This window comes from Streptomyces sp. NPDC127092, from assembly GCF_042722475.1.
In the GTDB taxonomy this organism is placed as follows: Bacteria; Actinomycetota; Actinomycetes; order Streptomycetales; family Streptomycetaceae; genus Streptomyces.
The window spans coordinates 1-2707 of record NZ_JBHXFE010000119.1; the positions used below are offsets into that span (position 1 = coordinate 1).

Sequence of the window (2707 nt, forward strand, 5' to 3'; positions counted from 1 at the left end):
TGGTCGCCCAGATCCACGCCCTGCGGCGGGAGCGCAAATGGTCCGCACGGCGCATCCATCACCACCTCGTCTCCGAAGGCCACCGGGTGTGTCTTCGTACCGTGGGGCGGTGGCTGCACCGGGCCGGGATCTCCCGCCTACGGGACCTGACCCCAGCCGGAGAAGACCTCCGCCGGCAGCCGGCCCGGAGGATCACCGCGAGGGGGCCAGGGCACATGGTGCACCTGGACGTGAAGAAGATCGGACGCATCCCCGAGGGGGGCGGCTGGCGTGCTCACGGCCGGGACTCCGAGAACGCGCGAGCAGCCAAACGCGGGCCTGGCCGACGGGTCGGCTACACCTACCTGCACTCGGCGATCGACGGGTTCACCCGCCTGGCGTACACCGAAGCGTTGGAGGACGAGAAGGCGGTGACCACGATCGGGTTCTTCTGCCGGGCGAGGGCGTTCTTCGCCGCCCACGGCATCACCGTGGACCGGGTGATCACGGACAACGGCAACAACTACCGGGCCGTGGACTTCACCCGGAAGGTGGTCTCGCTCGGGGGCCGGCACCACCGGATCCGCCCCTACACCCCGCGTCACAACGGGAAGGTCGAACGGTACAACCGGCTGATGGTCGATGAGGTCCTCTACGCCCGCCCGTACTCCTCAGAGACGGCCCGGCGTGAGGCGCTGGCCGTGTGGGTGAACCACTACAACTACCATCGGCCTCATACCTCCTGCGGAGACGCCCCTCCGGCCTCACTGGCACCGACCCGAGTCAACAACGTCATGCCCTCCTACAGTTAGGGCTGGTGAACGTGACGCGGGGCAGGTGGCTGTAGTCCACGGCGCGGCCGGCGTCGCTGAAGGCGTTGTCGACCATCAGGGTGCCGTGGGATGCGGCGACGTACACGTATTCGGGGTGCCCGGTCACGTCCCCCGCAGCCCAAACGCGTGGGTTAGAGCTCACCAGGGTGTCCTCGACGACGACTTCCCCCTTGTCCCCGGTCTTCACGCTCACCCCGGCCAGGTTTAGCCCGTCGGTGACCGGGCGCCGACCCGTGGCGATGAGGACCTTGGAGGCCCGGAGGGTTTCGCGCCCGCCGGCGATGTCGGCCTGGGCGGCAATGCCGCCGTCCGTGTCCTGGGTGATGGAGGAGACGGTGGAGCGGCGGATGACCCGGATGCCCTCGTTGGCGAAGACGCTCATCAATGCCCTGGATGCTTCGGGTTCCTCACCCGATGCCAGGCGAGAGCGCACCAGCATGGTGACCTTCGAGCCGAGGCGGGCGAAGAGTTGGGCCTGTTCCAGGGCGACGTACCCGCCGCCGATGACCAGCAAGGACTCGGGTACCTCGTCGAGTTCCATGGCCGTGGTCGATGTCAGGTAATCGACCGTGTCCAGACCATTGATCGGTGCGGCCCACGGGGTGGAGCCGGTCGCGACCAGATAGTGGGCGGCCGTGATCGTCTCCCTGGTCCCGTCCTGCGCGGTGACCTCCAGCGCAGGGTCCGCGGCGGTGCCGGTGAATACAGCATTGCCGTGGCGCAGCTCCCACCCGTAGTCCGCGACGAGGTCCACGTACTTATCGGAGCGCACGTTCTCCACCAAGGCGCGCTTTCCCGCGATGAGTGCTTCCATGTCCACGGGTCCCGCGGTGGCGGTGAGGCCGGGGAACCTGCCGGCGTCCTGGGCGGTGTGGCGTGCCTCGGCTGCGGCGAGCAGAGCCTTGGAGGGGATGCATCCGGTGTTCACGCAGGTCCCGCCCACGGTCCCGCGTTCGATCATGACGACCCGTTTGTCGAGGTTCGTTGCCCTGATCGCGGCAGCGAACGCGCCACCACCGGAACCGATGATCGCCAGATCGAAATGCGGTACTGCCTCGTTCATGCGAATCTCCCTACACTGCCATCGGGCACCGGTTCATTGCGTGACGGCAGAAGCTGATGGCTGGTTTTCCAGTGGTTGATCTTCAGTCTGCACCTTCCCCTACGGGGGAAGGTCAAGGGTTCTCTGAACGGACGACGGGCTGGGGGCCCTCGAGGTGGTCGAGGCCGGTCCAGGCGATGTCTTCAAGCGGCCCGTAGGCGGGCGAGGTCGTTCCGGCGCGGCAGGCGTACTCCCACTCGGCCTCGGTGGGCAATCGGTACCCGTCAGCGCTCGTGTTCCAGGTAACGGAGCGTCCGTCCCCAGCACGCGTGTAGGCCGGCTGCAGCTCTTCGGCATTGGATAGCTCGTTGCAGAGGTTGATGGTCTCGAACCATGTCAGAGGCGTGAGCGGGCGTCCGGTGCTCCGGTCATGGAGGGGGTGCACTGCCATCTCGAAGGGCTCCAGTTCCACATCCCGTGTGGTCCCGCGGCGGGCGTCGCGCAGGGTGATTTTTCCCGAAGACAGGGTGGCCATGGAGGGCTGGTTCATGGTGTCAGCGTCGCACACGGGCTGACTGGAGAACTATGACCCCTAGTCGATCAAGGTTCAAATGTCAATACCTAAGTGACTCATGGTCGCATGAAACATATTTGCGCGTTTGTGAAATCTTCGCTGCATCTCGACAGCGTCACTCCGCGCACCATCGCCCGGGAGCGCACCCCGGCCGCCCTCACCTCCGCCCCTGCAGTAGACTCCTGAACACTGTTCAACTCGTCGGGCACTCGCCATGCGCCCCGCGCCTCGGCAGCGCCCCCTCGCACTCGCTTCCGCACCAGGAGTCCCTCCATGAGC

At 66.5% G+C, this 2707-nt stretch carries 2 protein-coding genes and 1 pseudogene; 1 reads left to right on the plus strand and 2 read right to left on the minus strand.

Features of this window, described 5'->3' with window-relative positions; genetic code table 11:
- On the plus strand, positions 1-791 hold a 791-nt coding region (locus ACFWJO_RS37695), incomplete at its 5' end, for an IS481 family transposase (protein ID WP_386872644.1).
- Here the strand turns inward: ACFWJO_RS37695 and ACFWJO_RS37700 are convergent.
- Together ACFWJO_RS37700 and ACFWJO_RS37705 are read right to left on the minus strand one after the other, a co-directional pair.
- A pseudogene (locus ACFWJO_RS37700) lies at positions 790-1875 on the minus strand (FAD-dependent oxidoreductase); the annotation flags it as partial. The gene ACFWJO_RS37695 and the pseudogene ACFWJO_RS37700 sit on opposite strands and share 2 nt — an antisense overlap.
- 112 nt (positions 1876-1987) lie before the next feature.
- Positions 1988-2404 carry an SUMF1/EgtB/PvdO family nonheme iron enzyme gene (locus ACFWJO_RS37705; RefSeq protein WP_227448837.1) on the minus strand — a complete coding sequence of 139 codons (417 nt, stop codon included), beginning with the start codon at positions 2402-2404 and terminating at the stop codon, positions 1988-1990.
- Positions 2405-2707 lie beyond the last annotated feature (303 nt).

What these genes read in the sequence shown, in the direction of transcription:
- ACFWJO_RS37705 (WP_227448837.1), bottom strand. Translation starts at nt 2,404, where the DNA reads ATGAACCAGCCCTCCATGGCCACCCTGTCTTCGGGAAAAATCACCCTG.